At 61.9% G+C, this 20,427-nt stretch carries 23 protein-coding genes; 3 read left to right on the forward strand and 20 right to left on the reverse strand.

What is annotated here, in order from left to right:
* Positions 1 to 53 precede the first annotated feature (53 nt).
* Positions 54 to 983, reverse strand: coding sequence for an electron transfer flavoprotein subunit alpha/FixB family protein (locus PSTAB_RS12845; RefSeq protein ID WP_011913714.1), 930 nt, complete (start codon positions 981 to 983; stop codon positions 54 to 56).
* Positions 984 to 1,733, reverse strand: a complete 750-nt coding sequence (locus tag PSTAB_RS12850) for an electron transfer flavoprotein subunit beta/FixA family protein (protein ID WP_013983240.1) — start codon at positions 1,731 to 1,733, stop codon at positions 984 to 986.
* A gap of 331 nt (positions 1,734 to 2,064) precedes the next feature.
* On the opposite strand from PSTAB_RS12850, the gene PSTAB_RS12855 reads away from it, so the two are divergent.
* A complete protein-coding gene (locus PSTAB_RS12855; RefSeq protein WP_011913717.1) occupies positions 2,065 to 3,720 on the forward strand; it encodes an electron transfer flavoprotein-ubiquinone oxidoreductase in 1,656 nt (551 codons plus the stop codon).
* 61 nt (positions 3,721 to 3,781) lie between these two features.
* On the opposite strand, the gene PSTAB_RS12860 is transcribed toward PSTAB_RS12855, so the two are convergent.
* The 4 genes from PSTAB_RS12860 to PSTAB_RS12875 all read right to left on the reverse strand — a co-directional run bounded on the left by PSTAB_RS12860 (position 3,782) and on the right by PSTAB_RS12875 (position 6,661).
* Positions 3,782 to 4,348, reverse strand: coding sequence for a DUF1285 domain-containing protein (locus PSTAB_RS12860; RefSeq protein ID WP_013983241.1), 567 nt, complete (start codon positions 4,346 to 4,348; stop codon positions 3,782 to 3,784).
* Between the two features lie 50 nt (positions 4,349 to 4,398).
* Complete coding sequence (locus tag PSTAB_RS12865; RefSeq protein WP_013983242.1) at positions 4,399 to 5,013, reverse strand: DUF4823 domain-containing protein; 615 nt, start codon at positions 5,011 to 5,013, stop codon at positions 4,399 to 4,401.
* Between the two features lie 109 nt (positions 5,014 to 5,122).
* Positions 5,123 to 6,019 carry a radical SAM protein gene (locus PSTAB_RS12870; RefSeq protein WP_011913720.1) on the reverse strand — a complete coding sequence of 299 codons (897 nt, stop codon included), beginning with the start codon at positions 6,017 to 6,019 and terminating at the stop codon, positions 5,123 to 5,125.
* A gap of 21 nt (positions 6,020 to 6,040) precedes the next feature.
* The gene (locus tag PSTAB_RS12875; RefSeq protein WP_011913721.1) at positions 6,041 to 6,661 is read right to left on the reverse strand and encodes a TetR/AcrR family transcriptional regulator; all 621 of its coding nucleotides are present in this window, start codon (positions 6,659 to 6,661) and stop codon (positions 6,041 to 6,043) included.
* Between the two features lie 74 nt (positions 6,662 to 6,735).
* Here PSTAB_RS12875 and PSTAB_RS12880 point away from each other — a divergent pair, with 74 nt between their 5' ends.
* Positions 6,736 to 7,869, forward strand: a complete 1,134-nt coding sequence (locus PSTAB_RS12880) for an aminotransferase class V-fold PLP-dependent enzyme (RefSeq protein ID WP_013983243.1) — start codon at positions 6,736 to 6,738, stop codon at positions 7,867 to 7,869.
* A gap of 217 nt (positions 7,870 to 8,086) precedes the next feature.
* Here the strand turns inward: PSTAB_RS12880 and PSTAB_RS12885 are convergent, their stop codons facing one another.
* The 14 genes from PSTAB_RS12885 to PSTAB_RS12950 form a co-directional block, all read right to left on the reverse strand.
* Positions 8,087 to 9,481, reverse strand: a complete 1,395-nt coding sequence (locus PSTAB_RS12885) for an amino acid permease (protein WP_013983244.1) — start codon at positions 9,479 to 9,481, stop codon at positions 8,087 to 8,089.
* Positions 9,482 to 9,561: 80 nt separating this feature from the next.
* A complete protein-coding gene (locus tag PSTAB_RS12890; RefSeq protein WP_013983245.1) occupies positions 9,562 to 10,347 on the reverse strand; it encodes a TatD family hydrolase in 786 nt (261 codons plus the stop codon).
* A 113-nt stretch (positions 10,348 to 10,460) separates the two neighbouring features.
* Positions 10,461 to 10,817: a PilZ domain-containing protein gene (locus PSTAB_RS12895; RefSeq protein WP_011913725.1), complete on the reverse strand. Its 357-nt coding sequence runs from the start codon at positions 10,815 to 10,817 to the stop codon at positions 10,461 to 10,463.
* 31 nt (positions 10,818 to 10,848) lie between these two features.
* Positions 10,849 to 11,835 (reverse strand): DNA polymerase III subunit delta', encoded by a 987-nt coding sequence (locus PSTAB_RS12900; protein WP_011913726.1) that lies wholly within the window; start codon positions 11,833 to 11,835, stop codon positions 10,849 to 10,851.
* Positions 11,828 to 12,460 carry a dTMP kinase gene (gene tmk / locus PSTAB_RS12905; protein WP_011913727.1) on the reverse strand — a complete coding sequence of 211 codons (633 nt, stop codon included), beginning with the start codon at positions 12,458 to 12,460 and terminating at the stop codon, positions 11,828 to 11,830. The genes PSTAB_RS12900 and tmk overlap by 8 nt, the downstream gene beginning before the upstream one ends.
* Entirely contained in the window at positions 12,457 to 13,527 is a 1,071-nt protein-coding gene (gene mltG / locus PSTAB_RS12910) for an endolytic transglycosylase MltG (RefSeq protein ID WP_011913728.1), read from the reverse strand. Before mltG ends, tmk begins: the two co-directional genes overlap by 4 nt.
* Complete coding sequence (pabC, locus tag PSTAB_RS12915; RefSeq protein WP_041771781.1) at positions 13,524 to 14,339, reverse strand: aminodeoxychorismate lyase; 816 nt, start codon at positions 14,337 to 14,339, stop codon at positions 13,524 to 13,526. Before pabC ends, mltG begins: the two co-directional genes overlap by 4 nt.
* Positions 14,340 to 14,341: 2 nt before the next feature.
* On the reverse strand, positions 14,342 to 15,586 hold the full coding sequence (gene fabF, locus PSTAB_RS12920) for a beta-ketoacyl-ACP synthase II (protein ID WP_011913730.1): 1,245 nt from the start codon (positions 15,584 to 15,586) through the stop codon (positions 14,342 to 14,344).
* Positions 15,587 to 15,750: 164 nt separating this feature from the next.
* Positions 15,751 to 15,987, reverse strand: a complete 237-nt coding sequence (gene acpP, locus PSTAB_RS12925; RefSeq protein WP_003283670.1) for an acyl carrier protein — start codon at positions 15,985 to 15,987, stop codon at positions 15,751 to 15,753.
* Between the two features lie 193 nt (positions 15,988 to 16,180).
* Positions 16,181 to 16,924: a 3-oxoacyl-ACP reductase FabG gene (fabG, locus tag PSTAB_RS12930; protein WP_011913731.1), complete on the reverse strand. Its 744-nt coding sequence runs from the start codon at positions 16,922 to 16,924 to the stop codon at positions 16,181 to 16,183.
* Positions 16,925 to 16,938: 14 nt separating this feature from the next.
* Positions 16,939 to 17,877, reverse strand: a complete 939-nt coding sequence (gene fabD / locus PSTAB_RS12935) for an ACP S-malonyltransferase (RefSeq protein ID WP_013983248.1) — start codon at positions 17,875 to 17,877, stop codon at positions 16,939 to 16,941.
* 61 nt (positions 17,878 to 17,938) lie between these two features.
* A complete protein-coding gene (plsX, locus tag PSTAB_RS12940) occupies positions 17,939 to 19,009 on the reverse strand; it encodes a phosphate acyltransferase PlsX (protein WP_013983249.1) in 1,071 nt (356 codons plus the stop codon).
* Between the two features lie 3 nt (positions 19,010 to 19,012).
* Positions 19,013 to 19,195, reverse strand: coding sequence for a 50S ribosomal protein L32 (gene rpmF, locus PSTAB_RS12945; RefSeq protein ID WP_003293518.1), 183 nt, complete (start codon positions 19,193 to 19,195; stop codon positions 19,013 to 19,015).
* Between the two features lie 12 nt (positions 19,196 to 19,207).
* Positions 19,208 to 19,735, reverse strand: coding sequence for a YceD family protein (locus PSTAB_RS12950; protein WP_011913734.1), 528 nt, complete (start codon positions 19,733 to 19,735; stop codon positions 19,208 to 19,210).
* Between the two features lie 104 nt (positions 19,736 to 19,839).
* On the opposite strand from PSTAB_RS12950, the gene PSTAB_RS12955 reads away from it, so the two are divergent.
* The gene (locus PSTAB_RS12955; protein WP_013983251.1) at positions 19,840 to 20,418 is read left to right on the forward strand and encodes a Maf family protein; all 579 of its coding nucleotides are present in this window, start codon (positions 19,840 to 19,842) and stop codon (positions 20,416 to 20,418) included.
* Positions 20,419 to 20,427: the final 9 nt, after the last annotated feature.

Below are 20,427 nucleotides of genomic sequence, written 5' to 3' on the forward strand. Positions count from 1 at the left end.
CCGCCCATGAAAAAACCCGCTACATGAGCGGGTTCTTTCGACAGCGATCAGCTTCAGACGAGCCGTTCCAGCTCCGGAATGATCTCGAACAGATCGCCGACCAGGCCATAGTCGGCAACCTGGAAGATCGGGGCTTCCTCGTCCTTGTTGATCGCGACGATCACCTTGGAGTCCTTCATGCCGGCCAGGTGCTGGATGGCACCGGAGATACCGACGGCGATGTACAGCTGCGGTGCGACGATCTTGCCGGTCTGGCCGACCTGCATGTCGTTCGGCACGAAGCCGGCATCGACCGCGGCGCGGGATGCACCGACCGCGGCGCCGAGCTTGTCGGCCAGCGAGTACAGGTGCTTGAAGTTGTCACCGTTCTGCATGCCGCGGCCGCCGGAAACGACGATCTTGGCAGCGGTCAGTTCGGGACGGTCGGACTTGGCCAGCTCTTCGCCTACGAACGCGGACTTGCCCGCATCGCCAGTACCGGAGATCTGCTCAACCGCAGCCGAGCCACCAGTGGCGTTCACGGCATCGAAACCGGTCGAACGCACGGTGATCACCTTGATCGGCGCGCTGGATTGCACGGTGGCGATGGCGTTACCAGCGTAGATCGGGCGCTTGAAGGTGTCCGGGCTTTCCACCGAGATGATCTCGGAGATCTGGTCGACGTCCAGTTGCGCGGCAACGCGCGGCAGGAAATTCTTGCCGTTGGTGGTGGCAGCGGCCAGTACATGGCTGTAGTTCTTGGCCAGATCAGCGATCAGCGGCGCGACGTTCTCGGGCAGCTGGTTGGTGTAAGCCGCATCGTCGGCGACCAGTACCTTGGCTACGCCTTCGATCTGTGCGGCTGCTTCGCCGATGGCACCGCAGCCACTGCCGGCTACCAGCACGTGGATGTCGCCACCGATGGCCTTGGCGGCGGCGACGGTGTTCAGGGTAGCGGCCGCGAGGACGGCGTTGTTGTGTTCAGCGATAACCAGGATAGTCATTTAGATTACCTTCGCCTCGTTCTTCAGTTTCTCGACCAGTTCAGCCACGGACTTGACCTTGATGCCGGCGCTGCGGGCAGCCGGTGCTTCGACTTTCAGGGTCTTCACGGTGGACGTGGTGGCGACGCCCAGCGCATCCGGGGTCAGCACTTCCAGCGGCTTCTTCTTGGCCTTCATGATGTTCGGCAGCGACGCGTAGCGCGGCTCGTTCAGACGCAGGTCGGTGGTGACGATCGCCGGCAGGTTCAGCGCGACGGTCTGCAGGCCGCCGTCGATTTCGCGGGTGACGTTGACCTTGTCGCCAGCCACTTCCACCTTGGAGGCGAAGGTGCCCTGGGCATAGCCGGTCAGCGCGCCGAGCATCTGGCCGGTCTGGTTGTTGTCGCTGTCGATTGCCTGCTTGCCGAGGATCACCAGTTGCGGCTGCTCCTTGTCGACCACGGCCTTGAGCAGCTTGGCAACCGCCAGGGAGTTCAGTTCGTCGTTGGACTCGACCAGCACAGCACGATCGGCGCCCAGCGCCAGTGCGGTGCGCAGCTGCTCCTGGGCAGCGGTCGGGCCGATGGAGACGACAACGATTTCGCTCGCCACGCCCTTCTCTTTCAGGCGAACCGCTTCTTCCACGGCGATCTCGCAGAAGGGGTTCATCGACATCTTGACGTTGGCGAGGTCAACGCCGGAGTTGTCCGCCTTGACGCGAACCTTGACGTTGTAATCGACCACTCGTTTGACAGCTACAAGAACCTTCATGGATTCCTCGTTACTCTCCGGTGAATAGAATTCCGCCGAGGCGAACCGAGCCTTGCTCGTGGCTTGGGGTTTCGATAGCCGCTGCCCTGTTCGGCGAGTGCAAACCGTCCGTATCTTGACCGCAGGCCGCAGACGGGGTCAACAACGCATATGACCCGTCATAACCTCGCGGTTCGGCCGATTCTAACAGGCTTCCAGAAAATTCAAACAAACGTTTGTATTGGACCGATTCGAGCGTCTATATATAATGCGCCGGCCCGGCTCGGTCAGGGGCCGATCACAGCCCTCCACCACTTATATAACAACCAAGCCCTGAGTAGGAGAAAGCCTAATGGAACGCGAATACATGGAATTCGACGTTGTCATCGTCGGCGCCGGCCCTGCAGGCCTATCCGCAGCCTGCCGCCTGAAGCAAAAAGCCGCCGACGCTGGTCAGGAAATCAGTGTATGCGTCGTCGAGAAAGGCTCCGAAGTAGGTGCCCATATCCTGTCCGGCGCGGTCTTCGAACCTCGTGCGCTGAACGAACTGTTCCCCGACTGGAAAGAACTCGGCGCCCCGCTCAACACGCCGGTCAAGCGTGACGACATCTATCTGCTGAAGACCGCCGAAGCGGCCAGCAAGCTGCCCAATGCGCTGGTCCCCAAGACCATGCACAACGAAGGCAATTACATCATCTCCCTGGGCAACCTGTGCCGCTGGCTCGCCCAGCAGGCCGAGAACCTGGGTGTCGAGATCTACCCGGGCTTCGCCGCCCAGGAAGCGCTGATCGACGAAAACGGCATCGTGCGCGGTATCGTCACCGGTGACCTGGGCGTCGATCGCGAAGGCAACCCGAAAGAAGGCATGTACACCCCAGGCATGGAGCTGCGTGCCAAGTACACGCTGTTCGCCGAAGGCTGCCGCGGACATATCGGCAAGCAGCTGATCAACCGCTTCCAGCTCAACGCCAATGTCGACCCGCAGCACTACGCCATCGGCATCAAGGAGCTGTGGGACATCGACCCCGCCAAGCACGAGCAAGGCCTGGTCGTGCACACCGCGGGCTGGCCGCTGAACGACGAGAACACTGGCGGCTCGTTCCTCTATCACCTGGAAAACAATCAGGTCGTGGTCGGCCTGATCGTCGATCTGTCCTACAGCAACCCTCACCTGTCGCCGTTCGACGAGTTCCAGCGCTACAAGCACCACCCGGTGATCAAGCAGTACCTGGAGGGCGGCAAACGCGTTTCCTACGGCGCCCGCGCCATCGCCAAAGGTGGCCTGAACTGCCTGCCGAAGATGGTCTTCAACGGCGGCGCACTGATCGGCTGCGACGCCGGGACCCTGAACTTCGCCAAGATCAAGGGCAGCCACACCGCGATGAAGTCCGGCATGCTGGCCGCCGAAGCTGCGGCGGACGCGCTGCTGGCCGGTCGCGAAGGTGGTGACGAGCTGAGCGCCTACGAAGAAGGCTTCAAGAACAGCTGGCTGTACGACGAGCTGTACAAGAGCCGCAACTTCGGCGCTGCCATTCACAAGTGGGGCGCAATCAAGGGTGGCGCGTTCAACTTCATCGACCAGAACATCTTCGGCGGCAAGATTCCCTTCACGCTGCACGACACAAAGCCGGACTACGCGTGCCTCAAGCCGGCCGCCGAGTCGAAGAAGATCGAGTATCCGAAGCCGGACGGCAAACTGAGCTTCGACAAGCTCAGCTCGGTGTTCCTCTCGAACACCAACCATGAGGAAGACCAGCCGGTTCACCTCAAGCTGACCGACCCAAGCATCCCGATCGACAAGAACCTGCCGCTGTACGACGAGCCGGCTCAGCGCTACTGCCCGGCAGGCGTCTACGAAGTGGTCAGCAACGACGATGGCAGCAAGCGCTTCCAGATCAACGCGCAGAACTGCGTGCACTGCAAGACCTGCGACATCAAGGACCCGGCGCAGAACATCACCTGGGTCGCGCCGGAAGGTACCGGCGGGCCGAACTACCCCAACATGTAAGCAACGAAAAAGGCTCCCTCGGGAGCCTTTTTTATGCCGTTGAAACCGGTATACCGCGACGCTACTCGGTACGTCCTATGGGAAAGAACACACCGCCGCTCCACACGCCGAGCCAGCTCTCGCCGTCCACATCACCCGGCACGGCCAGATCCACCAGCTGATAGAACACGTTGCGATGAACCAGCGCCTCGAGATTGGCGCGCACGTGAATGTACGGCGATGGTCCCTGAGTCTGCGGGTCGAGGCTGACGCGCAGCGGATGCTCCTGACCGGCCTCCACCACATCGTCGACATTGGTGACGAAACGCAGCAACTGCGCTTCGCCCTCCCCGCTCACGTCCAGCCGCACCGCGACGAAGGGCGCATCTTCGACCTGGATCCCGACCTTTTCCACCGGCGTAACCAGGAAGTAATCATCGCCGTCGCGTCGAATCACTGTGGAGAACAGACGAACCATCGCCGGACGTCCGATAGGCGTGCCCTGGTAAAACCAGGTACCGTCTCGTGCGATACGCATGTCGAGGTCGCCGCAGAATGGCGGGTTCCACAAATGCACCGGCGGCAGCCCCTTCTTCTCGCCCGCCGAGAGCTGGGCCAGCAGGTCTCCCGCCTTGCCTGTCTCGTTCATCCCGTTCTCCTCGCTTCGCAGCTATGTCGGCTTCGATACTGCCACATCCCTCAGCGTGACAGACCCAGTAACCGACGAGCATAGTCCTGCAAAGGCGGCCGCAGGAGATGCTCGGGTCTGGCATCGTAAATGCCGAGCAGCCCGCCACGGCTGCGAATGCGCGCGGTATCGACCAGATAGTGCGTGCCGGTTTCGATCAGCATCAGTTGCACCACGCCGGAATCCACGCCAAGCCGATCCAGTGCGCGCTGCTCGTTCAGCTCGTCGAAGCTGCCGATGCGATCGTCCGCCGCTGCGTAGCGCAGATACAGAAGGTAATGGGCGCCGACCGCAGAGGCCTGCGTCATGGCTTCCTCCAGCCCGGCCGGCTCGCGAGCGCGGCGCACCAGCGGGAAATATTCGACGAAGCCATTGAAGGCTTCCTCCGCCACGACATTCGGCCGCGGATAGACATCACCGGGGGGTACGAAATGGCCCTGCGCAATATAGATGAAGGAATCCGGCTGCAGACGCCATGAACTGGCCCGGCGTGTCTCGCTGTGATCGAGAATACCGGCATCCCTCAGGTGGTAGCGGGTGCCCTCGGCCATGTCGCTGACTTTCATGCAGCCAGCCAGGGCAAGCAATACCAGCAAACCTGGCACGCCTACTAATAGAAAACGCATGGATTTCACCCTCCAGAGGCCGGTGACGGAAAACCGGCAATCGCACCGGCAATGCAGCATCCACGCCAGGTCGGCCGGCCGATGGCGCTGGTACCAGCGCGTCTGCCGCTCACAGCCCGCGCTGCCACTCCTGGCGCAAAGGCGCGGCACGGGGATCGTCGATCGCCTCGCGCAGCTGGCGCATCAGGCGCGGCTTGTCGGCTCCCAGCGTGCCTTTGAGCACCAGATAGTTGGAGGCGTGGTCGCTGCGGAACACCGTGTCACGCAACTGGAGATCGCCCAGCAGCCATTCCAGCTCAACAAGCAGGTCGGAAAGCGGTAGCGGCTCGAAGTCTTCATATCCCTGGCGAAAACGCGCATAACCCTGCGGGAAACTGACCACCAGCGTGGAAAGAAACTCGGGCTGCGCTGCGTTCATCAGGCGTGCCGAATTGCGCGCATGCTGCCGGCTCAGCGCCCGCCCGCCAAGGCCATTGAGGATCATCACCGAACGGGTGATTCCCGCCTGGCCAAGCTTGTCCAGCGCGCTCAGGGTCGACTCGTAGGTTTCGCCCTTGTTGACCCGCGCCAGCACCTCGTCGTCACCGGACTCCGCGCCAACGTAGGCCATGCCAAGCCCGGCGTCCGCCAGCTCACGCAGCTCCTGGACCGACTTCTTGCGCAAATTGCGTGGCAGGCAGTAGCTGGACACGCGCTGCACCTCCGGCAGGCACTGGCGAATCTGCTCCAGGATCTTCAGCAGCCTGCGAGTCGGCAGCACCAGCGCATCGCCATCGGCCAGAAACACCCGCTGAACGATCAGCTGCTCGCCGCAGCGGCGAATCTCTTCGAGCACTTCCACCTCATCGCGGGCGCGGAATTTCTTCTGCGGCGCGGTGTACATCTCGCAGAACGTGCAGGCGTTCCACGAACAGCCGTTGGTCACCGGCAGGATCAGTGAATGCGCTTCGCTCGGCGGCCGGAAAACCGGCTCGATATAGCGGACGGGAAACTCGCTCATGCTCATTGTGCTTCGCCTGCGCCGACGTCAATCACGCTTGCGCTTGTTGCCCATGCGCACACCGATATCCATCAGGAACTGGAAGAATCCGTCCTGATCCTCCAGCACATTGCTCCAGAACGGCGAGTGATACAGCGCGACCGCGCCGTGCACCAGAGCCCAGGCGGCGCAGTAATGGAAATACGGTGGCACGTCTTCGAGCTTGCCCTCGGCGATACGCCCCTTGATCAGCTGGGTCAGGTGTTCGAAGTTGGATGCGCGGATGCTGTGCAGCTGCTCGACCATCTCCGGGACCTGGTTGCCCTTGACCACTTTCTCCTCGAGGCGGTCGAACAGACGGTAACGCTGCGGGTCGCGCATGCGGAACTCGAAATAGGCGCGCGAAAGCGCTTCCTTGTCGCGATCAAGATCCGGGGAATGCAGCAGCTGATTCAGGTCGCGCTCGTAGTCGAGCATCAGCCGCAGGTAGATTTCGGCCTTCGACTTGAAGTGCTTGTAGATGGTGCCTTTGCCGATGCCCACCGCATCGGCAATCATCTCGACCGTGACGCTATCCTCTCCCTGGTCGAGAAAGAGCTGCAACGCGGTATCGAGGATTTCCTGTTCGCGGCGACGAAATTCGCGGACCTTACGGGGTTCATTCTGCATAGGAGGCTGCTTAGATGAGAAATCGAGGCGGTCATTATGCCTAACCGGTCATCAAATGCACGGGGCATCCAGCGATGATTCACATAAATGACGAATTTCCGCAAATAGTCGGTTTGCGATATCTCAACCATGCTGCCGTCGCGCCCTGGCCTCGGCGAGCCGCCAGTGCCGTCAGTGCCTTTGCCGAGCAGAACGCTACCCTCGGCGCACGTGACTATCCGCAATGGCTTACGGTCGAGCGCAGCCTGCGCCAGCGCCTTACGCGCCTGCTCAACGCACCGACCAGCGCCGACGTGGCACTGGTCAAGAACACGTCCGAAGCACTGTCGTTTGTCGCCTTTGGCCTGGACTGGAAAAGCGGTGATCGCATCGTCATCAGCGATGAAGAATTTCCATCCAACCGTGTCGTCTGGGAGGCGCTGCAGCCATTCGGCGTGGAGGTCGTTCAAGTCAGCCTTAAGGGTGCCGATCCGGAAGGCGACCTGCTGGCGGCCTGCGGGCCGCGGGTACGACTGATGGCGATCAGCGCGGTGCAGTACGCCAGCGGCCTGCGCCTGGATCTTGCACGTCTGGGCGAAGGCTGCGAGCAGCGCGGTGTGCTGCTGTGCATCGATGCGATCCAGCAGCTTGGCGCCCAGCCCTTCGATGTGCAGCAGAGTCGCTGCGCTTTCGCCATGGCCGACGGCCACAAGTGGATGCTCGGCCCCGAGGGGCTCGGCGTCTTCTATTGCCGGAGCGACCTGCGCGATCAGCTGAAGCTGCACGAGTACGGCTGGCACATGCTGGAACACGCCGGCGATTACGATCGCACGGACTGGGAACCGGCCCGCAGCGCACGACGCTTCGAATGCGGCAGTCCCAATCTGCTCGGGGCGATGGCGCTCGAGGCCAGTCTTTCCTTGCTGGAGGAAGTGGGCATGGAGCAGGTCGCCGCAGCCCTCGACGAACGCGTCGAATGGCTGTGTCGGGGATTAGGCGATCTGGGGGGAGTCGACATCCTGTCGCCGACAACAGCCGAGCGTCGGGCCGGCATCCTCACCTTCCGCCTGCATGGCTGGGACAATGCAGCGCTCTTCGAGCGGCTGAAGGCGGCGCAAGTCGTCTGCGCCTTGCGTGGCGGCGGCATTCGCTTCTCTCCGCATTTCTACACGCCGCAGCGCGTCATCGATGAAACCCTGGCGCTTCTGCATGAGCTGGCAAGTCACTGACGGCGATCAGCCAGCGAGACATGTATTCCAAATGCGTTTAAAAAGCGCGGAAATCCGCCAGCAGACCGCTAATGCAGCGTTAATACTTGAGTCACTGGCTAGGCAATCCCCCCACTGCCTGGCCAGATGAGGTCGCCTGGATTGCGATTTCATACTCCTAATGGTCTTGGCCCGGTTTCTCAGGAATCCGGGTTTTTTTTGCGCGCTCGTAAACCGATCAAGTCGACGCAGCACCGACGCGCGCCCGCAACCGGAAACACAGCCAGAGGAAGCCGACCCAGAACGGAATGGCGAATACCGACAGACGAATGCCGGGAATCCACAGCATGATCACCAGGATACCGCTGACGAAGGCCAGGCACAGGTAATTGCTGAGCGGGAACCAGAACGCCTTGAAGCTCGGTACCACACCCTTGCGCTGCATTGCCCGTCGGAATTTCAGGTGGGCCAGGCTGATCATCGCCCAGTTGATCACCAGCGCGGCAACCACCAGCGACATCAACAACTCCAGCGCGCCCCGTGGCAGCAGATAATTCACCAGCACGCAGAGCAGCGTCACCACAGCCGAGACGCCAATGGCGAGCACCGGCACACCACGAGCGTTGATCTTCATCAGACTGCGCGGCGCATCGCCCTGTTCGGCCAGGCCGTAGAGCATGCGGCTGTTGCAATACACGCCACTGTTGTAGACCGACAGCGCGGCGGTGAGCACCACGAAATTGAGCAGATGCGCGGCCGTATCGCTGCCGATCAGCGAGAAGATCTGGACGAAGGGACTGCCGCTGTAGGGATCACCCGCCGCCCCCAACGTCTGCAGCAGCGCATCCCACGGATAGAGCGCTAGCAGCACGGTCAGAGCACCGATATAGAAGATCAGGATGCGGTAGACGACCTGATTGATCGCCTTCGGTATCACCGTCTTCGGATCGGCCGCCTCTGCCGCCGTGATGCCGACCAGCTCCAGACCACCGAAGGAGAACATGATGATCGCCAGCGCCAGCACCATGCCGCTGAAACCGTTGGGAAAGAACCCGCCGTGGCTCCAGAGATTGCTGATGCTCGCTTGCTCGCCGCCCTGCCCGCTCACCAGCAGGAACAATCCGAGCAGGATCATGCCGATGATGGCGGCGACCTTGATGATGGCGAACCAGAACTCGGTTTCACCAAACGCCTTCACGTTGCTCAGGTTGATCAGATTGATCAGCACGAAGAACGCCGCGGCAGTCGCCCAGGTGGGCACGTCCGGCCACCAGAACTGCACGTACTTGCCCACCGCGGTCAGCTCTGCCATGCCCACGAGCACATAAAGCACCCAGTAGTTCCAGCCGGACAGAAAGCCTGCGTAGCCTCCCCAGTACTTGTGCGCGAAATGACTGAAGGAACCGGCTACCGGTTCTTCGACGATCATTTCCCCCAGCTGACGCATGATCAGAAAGGCGATGAAGCCGCCGATGGCGTAGCCCAGGATCATGGACGGGCCGGCGCTCTTCAGCACCCCGGCGGACCCCAGGAACAAGCCGGTGCCGATCGCCCCGCCTAGGGCAATCAGCTGGATATGGCGGTTTTTCAGGCCTCGTTGCAACGGCCCGGTATGCAGCGTCTCAGCGGTCATTACGCCACCTTGCGGATAAAGTACGAAGTGCGCAGCGCGCGGCAGATCAGGCAGGTTGCAAGCACGGAAACCGCGACCTTTCAGCCGCGAACCCGGGCAAGCGGAAAAAGCGACCTGAAGTTGGCGGTGGTCTGCTCCGCCAGCTGTTCGAAAGAAACACCCCGCAGCGGCGCCAGGAACTCGGCCACCTCGCGCACGTACTGCGGCAGATTGGCCTTGCCACGGTGGGGAATCGGTGCGAGATAGGGCGAATCGGTCTCCACCAGCAGGCGATCGGCAGGGACCTGCCGGGCGACGTCACGCAGCGCGTCGGCATTACGGAAGGTGACGATGCCCGAAAGCGAGATGTAGAAACCAAGATCCAGAGCGGCCCTGGCCATCTCCCAATCCTCAGTGAAGCAATGCAGCACCCCGGCCTGGGGCAAGCTGGCTTCACGCAACAGCGCCAGGGTGTCTGCGCGTGCCTCGCGGGTGTGCACGATGACCGGCTTGCCGGTCAGTCGGGCAGCCTCCAGATGCAGGCGGAACGACTGCTGCTGGAGTTCGGCCGCCTCGGGCTCGTAGTGGTAGTCCAGCCCGGTCTCGCCGATGGCAACGGCATGCGGATGCTGCAGCTCGCTCAGCAGCCAGTCCAATGCCGGCTGACTGGTCGGCTCCAGATCGAGCGGGTGTACACCGATGGAACAGTCAACATCGGCGTAACGCTCGGTCAGCGATTTGACCGCCGACGCGTTGTCGGCGCTGACCCCGATGCACAGGAAGTGTCCGACCCCTCGCGCTCGGGCAGCATCGAGCGCTGCATCGAGCGACCCGTCATGGGCGGTCAGGTCGAGTCGGTCAAGGTGACAGTGGGAATCTACCAGCATGGAGGGCGCAACTTGCTATCGCGGAAAGGGGGCGATTGTAGAGCAAATGGCGGGGAATCAGAAAAGGTAGGCGGTACAACGACGCCTGACGTACGGCACCGGGACGCCGACCCTCACATGGTATGGGTAGGACGATCGGACTTCAGCGCGCCGGCCAGATAGGTTTCGATCTTGTTGCGCGCGGTGTTGTCACCCTCGTTGAACTGCACGCCGATGCCTGCGGCACGACTGCCCTGGGCGCCCTTGGGGGTGATCCAGACCACCTTGCCAGCCACCGGAATCTTCTCCGGCTCGTCCATCAGGTTCAGCAGCATGAACACTTCGTCGCCGAGCTTGTAGCTCTTGTTGGTCGGAATGAACAACCCACCATTCTTGATGAAGGGCATGAACGCGGCATAGAGCACCGACTTGTCCTTGATGGTCAGGGACAGGATGCCGTTACGCGGACCAAGATTTGCTGGCAGGCTCATGCGGTGTTCCTAACGAAAGTTCCGGTCGATTCTAGCCCGCGCCGGGCAGCGTTGCCCACTGCACCAGCAGCGCTTCGAGAAGCAACACACGGTTGAGGTTGGCTTTGCCCAGCACTTTCTGCCGATGCTCGAGCAACCAGTCCTGCAGGGCGATCACTTTTTGCTGCGAGGATTTCTGCGCGAGATACTGCAGCACCTTCTGCATATCGGCAGCGCCCAGCTCGGCTTCATCGCCGGCCATCTGGTAACGCAGGATCAGATGCGCCCATTCGCAGAACCAGTCGAAGAGCAGGATCAGTGGTAACGCGTTCCAGCCCTCGGCGAGCTGACTGGCCGATTGCTGTTGCTTGAGCAGTTTCTTCACCCCGTCGACCACCTGGGCGCGCAACTCCAGCACCTTCTGCTCGTGCAACTTCAGCGCCGCCAGCGGCGACCCGGCGGCGAGCGTCAGCAACTGTTCGCGAAGCTCCGGGCCAAGCTCGGGTAGGCGCGCGGCGAGCCAGTCGAGGCTTTGCTGGCGACCTGGCAACGGGCAGGCCTGCTGGACGCAGCGGCTCTTGATCGTCGGCAGCAGACGGCTGGGCTGATGACTGATCAACAGAAGCACCGTGTCACCGGACGGTTCCTCCAGGCTTTTCAGCAAGGCATTGGCCGCATTCAGGTTCATTGCCTCGGCGGGCTCCAGGAGGATCACCTTGCGCCCACCCAGCTGCGCCGTCTGGGTAACGAAACCGACCAGATCGCGGACCTGATCGACCCGGATGGCCTTGTCGACTTCCTCGGGCTCGAGGACGTAGTGATCCGGATGGGTCTGTGCGGCAAGCAGCTGGCAGGCCTTGCATTCGCCGCAGGCGCGGGCCTCGACCGGCCGCTGGCAGAGCAGCAGCGCCATCAGCTGCTCGGCCAGCAGCCGTTTGCCGATGCCGGCGGGACCATGTAGCAGGTACGCATGCGCATGCTGGGCGCGCCCCGCCAGCTGCCGCCAGAGATCGACCTGCCAGGGAAGCACGTCAGTCATCGAGGCGCACCAACAGCTCAGGGATCAGCGCCTCGACATCGCACTGAACCGCATTGAGCGCTTGGCCCGCGTCGATCACCCGATAGCGCGAAGGTGCCGCTTCCGCGCGCTGAAGATAGGCGCTGCGCACCGCTTCGAAGAAGCGCATGCCTTCCTGCTCGAAACGATCCAGACGTCCTCGCGCAGCGGCTCGTGCCAACCCCACGTCCACCGGAAGATCGAAGATCAGCGTCAGATCAGGACGCAGATCGCCCTGCACGAAGGTCTCCAGCTGTGCGATCCGCTCGAGCGACAGCCCGCGACCGCCCCCCTGATAGGCATAGGTGGCATCAGTGAAGCGATCGCACAACACCACCGCCCCTCGTGCCAGCGCAGGACGGATGACCTGCGCCAAGTGTTGCGCACGCGCGGCGAACACCAGCAACAGCTCGGTATCCACTGCCATCGGTTCGTCCGCAGGCGTCAGCAACAGTTCACGAATGCGTTCGGCCAGTGGCGTGCCCCCGGGCTCTCGGGTCAGCACCACATCCAGCCCCCGTGCCCGCAGGCGTTCGGCGAGGTACTCGCGATTGGTACTCTTGCCCGCGCCTTCGGGGCCTTCGAGGGTGACGAAGAGTCCTTTCATTGAGCGTTCTCGCTATTGACCGGGGCCTGCCGGGGCGGCGGACTGGAGCGGTAGTCGGCGCGGCGCTTGAGCTGATACTCGCGCACCGCACGGTTATGTTGCTCGAGGGTGTCGCTGAAGACGTGGCTGCCATCGCCCCGGGCGACGAAATACAGGCTGGAGCCGTCGACCGGGTTCAGCGCGGCGCGAATCGCCTCGCGTCCGACCATGGCGATCGGCGTCGGCGGCAGCCCTGCGTTGGTATAGGTGTTGTATGGGGTCGGCGTGCGCAGGTCGGTGCGGGTGATACGCCCCTTGTAGGCTTCACCCATGCCATAGATCACCGTCGGGTCTGTCTGCAGAAGCATGCCACGCTCCAGTCGACGGACGAAGACGCCGGATATCTCGCCCCGCTCCTCCGGCACTCCCGTTTCCTTCTCGATGATCGAGGCCATGATCAGAGCCTGATAGGCATCCTTGTATGGCAACCCTTGCGCACGTTGCTGCCATTCTTCCTCGAGCACCTGCTCGAGGCGCGTGAAGGCACGGCGCAACAGGTCCAGGTCGGACGTTCCGCGGGTAAATCGGTAGGTATCGGGGAAGAACCGCCCTTCCGGATGCAGCTCCGGCGCGCCGAGCTTCGCCATGATGTCGGCATCGGACAGGCCATCCAGCGTCTGTTCCAGCTTGGTCTGGTTTTGCAACGCGCTGCGCAGCTGGCGGAAGTTCCATCCTTCAACCAGGGTCAGGCTGTACTGCACGACTTCGCCCCGCTGCCAGAGCCCGATCATGTCCCGCGCAGTCATGCCCGGCGCGAGACGATACTCACCGCTGTGCAAGCTCTGCCCGGACAGATTCAGGCGCCAGTAGAGGCGCAGCCAGAATGCGTCATCCAGCACGCCCTCCGCCTCCAGCCGTTGAAACACACCGCTGGGCGTATCGCCGGGCCTCACCTCGAGCAGAAGAGCCTCATCGGTGACAGCCAAGGGCTGTTCCAGCGCAGCATGCTGTTTCCAGGCGAACAGCCCGAGCGCAATCGCCGCCAACACGAACAGCGTCAGCAGCAAGGCAAGAAGTTTACGGATCACGAATCACTCAACAGGTCGGCAACAACGGTCTGCAGTTTACGGGTCAGCGGACCGACCGACCAGACGCGCTCGGCCAAACCCGTGACCGGCCAGATGCCGTAGAGGCTATTGCAGACAAAAACCTCATCGGCCTGCAGCAGTTCCGAGTAGCTGATATCGCACTCGCTGACTGGCAGCGCAAGGCCGGCGGCGCGCGCCATGATCTCGGCGCGCATTACGCCGGCGACACCGCAGCGAGAAAGCGAGGCCGTTCGCAAGTGGCCCTCGGTAATCAGGAACAGGTTGCTGAAGACGCCTTCGATCACGCGCCCGGACATATCCCGCATCAGCCCTTCGGCAAAAGCCGGATCCTGCCACTCGGCACGCGCCAGCACTTGCTCGAGACGATTCAGATGCTTGACCCCCGCAAGCCGCGGTTGCTCGGCCAGCCGTGTGTCACAAGGGAAGAGCCGAATGCCACATTCGGCATGCTGGGCTGGGTAGGCCGGAAGCAGCGAGCCGAGCAGCAGACGCTGCGGCCGACACGGCTGTGGCAGTGCATAGCCGCGTTGGCCAGTGCCACGGGTGACGATCAGCTTGGCGACGCCCTGGCCGAGCGCCTGGCAGAACTGCAGCAGCTCAGTGCGCAACTCATCGATGTCGAGGGGAATGGCGAGGCGCTGCGCGCCTTCGGCCAGGCGCTGGACATGCCGCTCCAGCAGACGCGCCCGGCCGCCCGTCACGCGGATCGTTTCGAACAACCCGTCGCCATAGGCCAGTCCGCGATCGTGAACGGGCAGTCCATCGGCGGGCTGCCCGTTCAACCAGCTCAACGTCACTCGGCGAACCGGCGGAACACAAGCGAACCGTTGGTTCCGCCGAACCCGAACGAGTTGGAGACGACCACATCGATCGGCCGCGGCTTGGCCTGGTTCGGCACGAAGTCAAGGTCACAGCCCTCGTCCGGCTCCTCCAGGTTGATGGTCGGCGGCGCCACCTGGTCCTGAATGGCCAGTACGCTGAAGATTGCTTCCACGGCACCGGCTGCACCGAGCAGGTGACCGACCATCGATTTGGTCGAGCTCACCGACAGCTCGTAGGCGTGGTCACCGAACACACTGCGAATGGCCGCCGCTTCGGCCTTGTCGCCGGCTGGCGTCGAGGTACCGTGGGCATTGATGTACTGCACCTGTTCGACGTTCAGCTGAGCGTCGTTCAGCGCATTGCGGATGCAACGGGCAGCACCGGCGCCGTCATCGGGCGGCGAGGTCATGTGAAACGCGTCGGCGCTCATGCCGAAGCCGATCAACTCGGCATAGATGCGGGCGCCACGCGCCTTGGCATGCTCGAGCTCCTCGAGCACCAGCGCACCGGCACCATCGGACAGCACAAATCCGTCGCGCCCCTTGTCCCAGGGACGGCTCGCGGCGGCCGGGTCATCGTTGCGAGTGGACAACGCACGCGCCGCGGCGAAGCCACCGATACCGAGCCCGCAGGCAGCCATCTCGGAACCACCGGCAACCATCACGTCGGCTTCACCGTAGGCAATGTTGCGTGCCGCCATGCCGATGCAATGGGTGCCCGTGGTACAGGCGGTGGCGATCGCATAGTTGGGGCCTTGCAAACCCAGGTGAATCGACAGGAAACCGGACACCATATTGATGATGGAGCCAGGCACGAAGAACGGCGAAATGCGCCGCGGCCCTTGCTCGATCAGCGCCTTGCAGCTGTTCTCGATATTGGTCAGGCCGCCGATGCCGGAGCCCATCGCTACGCCGATGCGCTCACGATTGGCGTCGGTGATCTCCAGGCCCGAGTCACGCACGGCCTGGAAGCTGGCAGCGAGGCCGTATTGAATGAAGAGGTCGAGCTTGCGAGCTTCCTTCGCGGGCAGATACTGCTCGACATCGAAACCTTTGATCGACCCGCCAAAACGAGTGGAGTAGGCAGAAAGATCCATGTGCTCGATCAGGCCGATGCCACTGCGACCAGCAAGAATACCCTGCCAGCTGCTTGGCACATCGTTACCCAGAGGCGAAAGCATGCCCATCCCGGTGACTACGACGCGTCTACGCGACACAGCAATTACTCCTATACCTAAACGTACTTGGCTCAGTCCTGCCGCGACAGGAACGGTTCGAGCGCAAGGCAAGCGCCCGCAGCCTCGATAAAATCCCTCTCAAAGAAAAGCCGCACTACCCGATCAAGGCAGTGCGGCTTTCTTGATTCCGAGCGGATTACAACTTACTGCGCGTGCGCGTTGATGTAATCGATGGCTTCCTGAACGGTGGTGATCTTCTCAGCCTGCTCGTCCGGGATCTCGGTCTCGAATTCCTCTTCCAGAGCCATCACCAGCTCAACGGTGTCAAGAGAGTCGGCACCCAGGTCTTCGACGAAGGAAGCGCTGTTGGTTACTTCCTCTTCTTTAACGCCAAGTTGCTCGGCAACGATTTTCTTGACGCGTTCTTCGATGGTGCTCATACCTTGTTTTCACTCCTATGGAAAAATCAGGCAGCTGGTCTGCGCGGTAGTGTATAGAAAGCGTTTTCCGCATTTCAAGTTGGAAGCAGGCAAGCATGGCCTGCCCTTCAACCATCTGTCTATAAACCAGCTGCAGTTTTATAGCTAATTTAAAGACAGCCGTTTGACTGTCCTCCTGCGTTTGGCGTCACACTCAGCTCATGTACATGCCGCCGTTCACCGGCACCGTTGCACCAGTGACATAGGCAGCACCATCCGATGCAAGAAACGCGACGACCTTGGCAATCTCTTCGGCCTGACCGAGACGTCCCAGGGGAATCTGCCCCAGGAGCGCATCACGCTGGGCTTCCGGCAACTCGCGAGTCATGTCGGTATCGATGAAACCAGGCGCCACGGAGTTCACCGTGATACCACGCGAACCGACCTCACGAGCCAATGCACGGCTGAAACCCTCCAGACCGGCCTTGGCTGCGGCGTAGTTTACCTGCCCGGCGTTACCCATGGCACCAACCACCGAACCGATATTGATGATCCGCCCCCAACGCGCCTTGGTCATGCCACGCAGCACGGCCTTGGAAAGGCGATACAGACTGTTCAGATTGGTATTGATGACGTCATACCATTCATCATCTTTCATACGCAGCATCAGGTTATCGCGTGTGATCCCGGCATTGTTGACCAAGATCGCCGGCTGCCCGAGATGCTGCTGAATGTGCTCCAGGGTGCTGCTGACGGATTCGTCGTTACCGACGTCGAGCACCAGACCGGCACCTTCGATGCCGTTGTTCTTCAGCGTTTCGGCGATGCGCTCCGCACCAGACGATGTGGTTGCAGTGCCGATCACGATTGCGCCCTGACGACCCAGCTCAAGGGCAATGGCCTGGCCGATCCCGCGGCTCGCGCCAGTTACCAGCGCCACCTTACCTTGCAGATTCATAGCATTCTCCTTGTTCAAGCCAATGCGTCACGAGTCGCGGCAAAGGCTTCGGGGGTATCGAGATTGTAGGTGCTGACGCCTTTGACGCAGCGCTTGTTGAGACCGGACAGAACCTTGCCGGGGCCGCACTCGACCAGCGAAGTCACTCCGCGGTCACCCAGGGCCACCATGGATTCGACCCAGCGCACCGGGCTGTACAGCTGCGCCAGCAGATCGCGCTTGAGCGCATCCAGATCGGCCACCACGGCCGCGCTGACGTTCTGTACCAGCGGAATCTGCGGCGCCTGCCAGGCGATTGCCTCGACCGACGCGGCGAAGCGCTCGGCCGCTGGGCGCATGAGATCACAATGCGACGGTACACTGACCGGCAGCGCCATTGCGCGCTTGGCCCCCTTGGCCTTGCACGCCTCGATGGCGCGCTCCACGGCCGCAGCACTACCAGCGATCACTACCTGACCCGGCGCGTTGAAGTTGACCGCACTGACCACCTCACCCTGTGCGGCTTCGGCGCATGCGGCCAATACATCGGCGTCTTCGAGGCCAAGGATCGCTGCCATACCGCCCTGGCCGGCCGGCACCGCCTGCTGCATCAGCTGCCCGCGCAGCTCGACCAGCTTGACTGCATCGGCGAACGGCAGGCTACCGGCAGCTACCAGCGCCGAATACTCGCCGAGGCTATGCCCGGCAACGAAGGCAGGTCGCGGACCACCCTCTGCCTGCCACAGGCGCCAGAGCGCGACAGAGGCTGCAAGAATAGCCGGCTGGGTCTTGTCGGTCTGATTGAGCTGCTCTTCCGGCCCCTGCTGAGTCAGCGCCCAGAGGTCATAACCCAGCGCAGCGGACGCTTCGGCGAAGGTGTCGATGATGACGTGCTGCTGAGCACCAAGCTCGGCCAGCATGCCGAGCGATTGCGAACCCTGACCGGGAAAGACGAAAGCGAGTGATGCGGACATGAAACGGCTCTCTTATGGTTCTGTTCGTCTGAAGAACACGCCCATGCAGGCGTACCGAATTTCAGTTGGATGGCCAGCCATCTCGAGCGGTCACATCATCCGTCCCACCGGATGACCCATCGACCCTGAAAAACTGCCCGAGACGGTCTCGTAGCTGCGCGGGAAGATCATGCTCGACATCCTGCGCTGCGCGGCGAATGGCCGCCTTGAATCCATCAGCGCCAGCACTGCCGTGACTCTTGACCACGATTCCCTGCAGGCCCAGAAAACTAGCACCGTTGTACTGCGCCGGATTGAGCTCCGCGCGCAATCGACGCAACAGCGGCAACGCAACAGCACCAACGATACGTGCTGCAATCGAGCGCCTGAACAGCGCCTCGACCTTGGCGACCAGCATGCCAGCCAGACCCTCGCTGGATTTGAGCAAGATGTTACCGACGAAACCATCGCATACCACGACGTCTGCTTCGCCGCGATACAGCCCATCGCCCTCGATGAAACCACGATAGTTGAGGCCAGCCGCCTGCTGCAGCAACGCAGCCGCGAGCTTGACCTGCTGATTGCCCTTGATTTCTTCGGTGCCGACATTCAACAGCGCGACCCGAGGCTGCTGCCTGCCCAGGGATTCCGCCGCCACGGCCCCCATCACCGCGAACTGATAGAGCTGCTCGGCCGGACAGTCGACATTTGCACCGAGGTCCAGCAACAGGCACGGAGCACCCCGCGTCGGAAGTGCGGTCACCATGGCCGGACGGTCGATACCTGGAAGGGTTTTCAGCACCTGGCGCGCCAACGCCATCAGCGCGCCGGTATTGCCGGCACTCACGCAGGCTTGCGCACCACCGTCACGCACCTGCTCGAGCGCTACACGCATCGAGGAACGTGGTTTGCCGCGCAAGGCCTGAGCGGGCCGCTCGTCCATCGTAACCATTTCGGGCGCATCGACGATCTTCAGGCGCGCACGATCGACACCGGGATGCTTGGCGACCAGCTGTTCGAGTAGAGAGGATTGGCCGACGAGGACCAGATGCAGCGAGGGGTTTTCAGCCAGGCAGGAAAGGCTGGCCGGAACAATGCAGTGGGGACCGAAGTCCCCACCCATTGCGTCGATCGCGATGACCGGAGCGGACAAGGATTACTCGTCAGCGCCCTTGTCGATCACCTTGCGACCACGGTAGAAACCGTCCGGGGAAACGTGGTGACGCAGGTGAACTTCACCGGTGCTCTTTTCCACGGACAGAGCGTTCGGCTCGAGCGCGTCGTGCGAACGACGCATGTCACGGGCGGAACGGGATTTTTTGTTCTGCTGAACAGCCATTTGGATCAACTCCTAAACGTTTGGGTCACGCTTTAACTGCGCCAGTACGCTGAACGGGTTGGACCGCGTTACCTCGTCCTCACTCGGCTCAGGCTCATCTGGCCCAACCGGCGGCTGGCAAATTTCAGGGTCATGGAGTGGAACAATCGGCAGAGCAAGCAACAGCTCGTCTTCGACCAGCGCCAGCAGATCCAGAGGATCCTCTCCCACTTCCAGCACGTCATAGCCTTTGGGCAGGTGCAGGCTGCTCGCGCCTTCATTCACAACGGCATAATCGCACTCGCTGTGAATTGGCAGAACAACCGGCTCCAGACAACGCTGGCAGATCATCTTGACCTCAACGTCGAGCTGACTGTGGATAACCACAGTACGCTGCTCGTCGCGCCCGAAGGCAAAACTGGCGCGCACCACACCCTGATCATCTTCGAGAGGATCGGTGAGCCGCTTGAGCTGCGACAACTGCAGCGCACCCTCAAGAGTGGCCGCTCGGTCTGCGAGCTTGCGCGGATCTACGTGCGGAGGTATCGGTCCTTTCAACATAAGCGCGGCATTCTAGGGACGTGCCTGTCACCTGTCAAAGGAATTCCGCCCAGCTTCACGACGCAGCGCATACAATGCCAGCCGCTATATATAAAGGAGGAAACATGCGCCCCCTGCTTCTCGCATCCAGCTCTCGTTATCGTCGGGAACTGCTGTCCCGCCTGCAACTGCCTTTCACCAGCTGCGCACCGGACATCGACGAATCTCCGTTACCAGGCGAGACAGCCGAGCAATTGGTGCGCCGCCTTGCCGAGCATAAGGCCAGAGCACTGGCCGAGCACTACCCCGGCCATCTCATCATTGGCTCCGATCAGGCTGCAGTATTGGGCAGGGACATTCTCGGCAAACCGCACACATTCGAACGCGCGAAGCTGCAATTACAGGCCGCCAGTGGCAGCAAGGTAACCTTTCTCACCGGACTGGCACTGCTCAACAGCGAAACCGGAACCATCCAGACCGACTGCGTGCCTTTCATCGTGCACTTCCGGACGCTCGACGAGGCACGCATCGAACGCTACCTGAAAGCAGAACAACCCTTCGACTGCGCCGGCAGCTTCAAGGCCGAAGGACTGGGCATCAGCCTTTTCCGCTCGACCGAAGGCGAGGACGTCACCAGCCTGGTGGGGCTGCCGCTGATTCGCCTGGTAGACATGCTACTGAACGAAGGCATCGACATTCCCTGACGACGCCCA

This window comes from Stutzerimonas stutzeri, from assembly GCF_000219605.1.
Lineage (GTDB): Bacteria > Pseudomonadota > Gammaproteobacteria > Pseudomonadales > Pseudomonadaceae > Stutzerimonas > Stutzerimonas stutzeri.

Excerpts from the sequence above, each read along its gene's own strand:
- rpmF (WP_003293518.1), bottom strand. The coding sequence starts at position 19,195 with ATGGCTGTTCAGCAGAACAAAAAATCCCGTTCCGCCCGTGACATGCGT.
- PSTAB_RS12955 (WP_013983251.1), top strand. The coding sequence starts at position 19,840 with ATGCGCCCCCTGCTTCTCGCATCCAGCTCTCGTTATCGTCGGGAACTG.
- PSTAB_RS12890 (WP_013983245.1), bottom strand. The coding sequence starts at position 10,347 with ATGCTGGTAGATTCCCACTGTCACCTTGACCGACTCGACCTGACCGCC.
- PSTAB_RS12875 (WP_011913721.1), bottom strand. The coding sequence starts at position 6,661 with ATGCAGAATGAACCCCGTAAGGTCCGCGAATTTCGTCGCCGCGAACAG.
- PSTAB_RS12950 (WP_011913734.1), bottom strand. The coding sequence starts at position 19,735 with ATGTTGAAAGGACCGATACCTCCGCACGTAGATCCGCGCAAGCTCGCA.
- PSTAB_RS12850 (WP_013983240.1), bottom strand. The coding sequence starts at position 1,733 with ATGAAGGTTCTTGTAGCTGTCAAACGAGTGGTCGATTACAACGTCAAG.
- fabG (WP_011913731.1), bottom strand. The coding sequence starts at position 16,924 with ATGAATCTGCAAGGTAAGGTGGCGCTGGTAACTGGCGCGAGCCGCGGG.
- tmk (WP_011913727.1), bottom strand. The coding sequence starts at position 12,460 with ATGAAAGGACTCTTCGTCACCCTCGAAGGCCCCGAAGGCGCGGGCAAG.
- PSTAB_RS12860 (WP_013983241.1), bottom strand. The coding sequence starts at position 4,348 with ATGAACGAGACAGGCAAGGCGGGAGACCTGCTGGCCCAGCTCTCGGCG.
- PSTAB_RS12900 (WP_011913726.1), bottom strand. The coding sequence starts at position 11,835 with ATGACTGACGTGCTTCCCTGGCAGGTCGATCTCTGGCGGCAGCTGGCG.
- PSTAB_RS12855 (WP_011913717.1), top strand. The coding sequence starts at position 2,065 with ATGGAACGCGAATACATGGAATTCGACGTTGTCATCGTCGGCGCCGGC.
- PSTAB_RS12880 (WP_013983243.1), top strand. The coding sequence starts at position 6,736 with ATGATTCACATAAATGACGAATTTCCGCAAATAGTCGGTTTGCGATAT.
- fabD (WP_013983248.1), bottom strand. The coding sequence starts at position 17,877 with ATGTCCGCATCACTCGCTTTCGTCTTTCCCGGTCAGGGTTCGCAATCG.
- PSTAB_RS12885 (WP_013983244.1), bottom strand. The coding sequence starts at position 9,481 with ATGACCGCTGAGACGCTGCATACCGGGCCGTTGCAACGAGGCCTGAAA.
- PSTAB_RS12845 (WP_011913714.1), bottom strand. The coding sequence starts at position 983 with ATGACTATCCTGGTTATCGCTGAACACAACAACGCCGTCCTCGCGGCC.
- PSTAB_RS12870 (WP_011913720.1), bottom strand. The coding sequence starts at position 6,019 with ATGAGCATGAGCGAGTTTCCCGTCCGCTATATCGAGCCGGTTTTCCGG.
- PSTAB_RS12865 (WP_013983242.1), bottom strand. The coding sequence starts at position 5,013 with ATGCGTTTTCTATTAGTAGGCGTGCCAGGTTTGCTGGTATTGCTTGCC.
- acpP (WP_003283670.1), bottom strand. The coding sequence starts at position 15,987 with ATGAGCACCATCGAAGAACGCGTCAAGAAAATCGTTGCCGAGCAACTT.
- PSTAB_RS12895 (WP_011913725.1), bottom strand. The coding sequence starts at position 10,817 with ATGAGCCTGCCAGCAAATCTTGGTCCGCGTAACGGCATCCTGTCCCTG.